The sequence below is a fragment of the Shewanella sp. T24-MNA-CIBAN-0130 genome (assembly GCF_040310185.1).
Taxonomy (GTDB): Bacteria; Pseudomonadota; Gammaproteobacteria; order Enterobacterales; family Shewanellaceae; genus Shewanella; species Shewanella psychromarinicola.
The window spans coordinates 1-271 of the sequence record NZ_JBEOPP010000318.1 but is presented as its reverse complement, the minus strand read 5'-3'; the positions used below and the strand labels follow the sequence as shown (position 1 = coordinate 271).

Genomic DNA, 271 nt, shown 5'->3' with positions numbered 1-271 from the left:
ATAACTGCCTACCACTCACGCCAGCACCATAAATAATCACCGCCTCGCCACTGCGCTTCATTCCAGAACCGACAATAGATCGAACGATCGTTCTTGAACCGCCAATAAACACAAGTGAAAATGCAGCATAAATCAGTGGAACAGTGCGGGGGATATTCGCTTCAGCATAAAAAGACACTAGCACTAGTGAAATAGTTGAAACAGTAATACCGACTAAAATAGCTACCAGGGCTTGTAATCCCATGTAACGAAGCACTGCACGGTACAAACC

Annotated in this window: 1 pseudogene; it reads right to left on the bottom strand. The window is 45.0% G+C overall.

The annotated features are described in order from the left end of the window. Positions 1 to 271, bottom strand: a pseudogene (locus AAEZ02_RS22545) (polysaccharide biosynthesis protein); the annotation flags it as partial.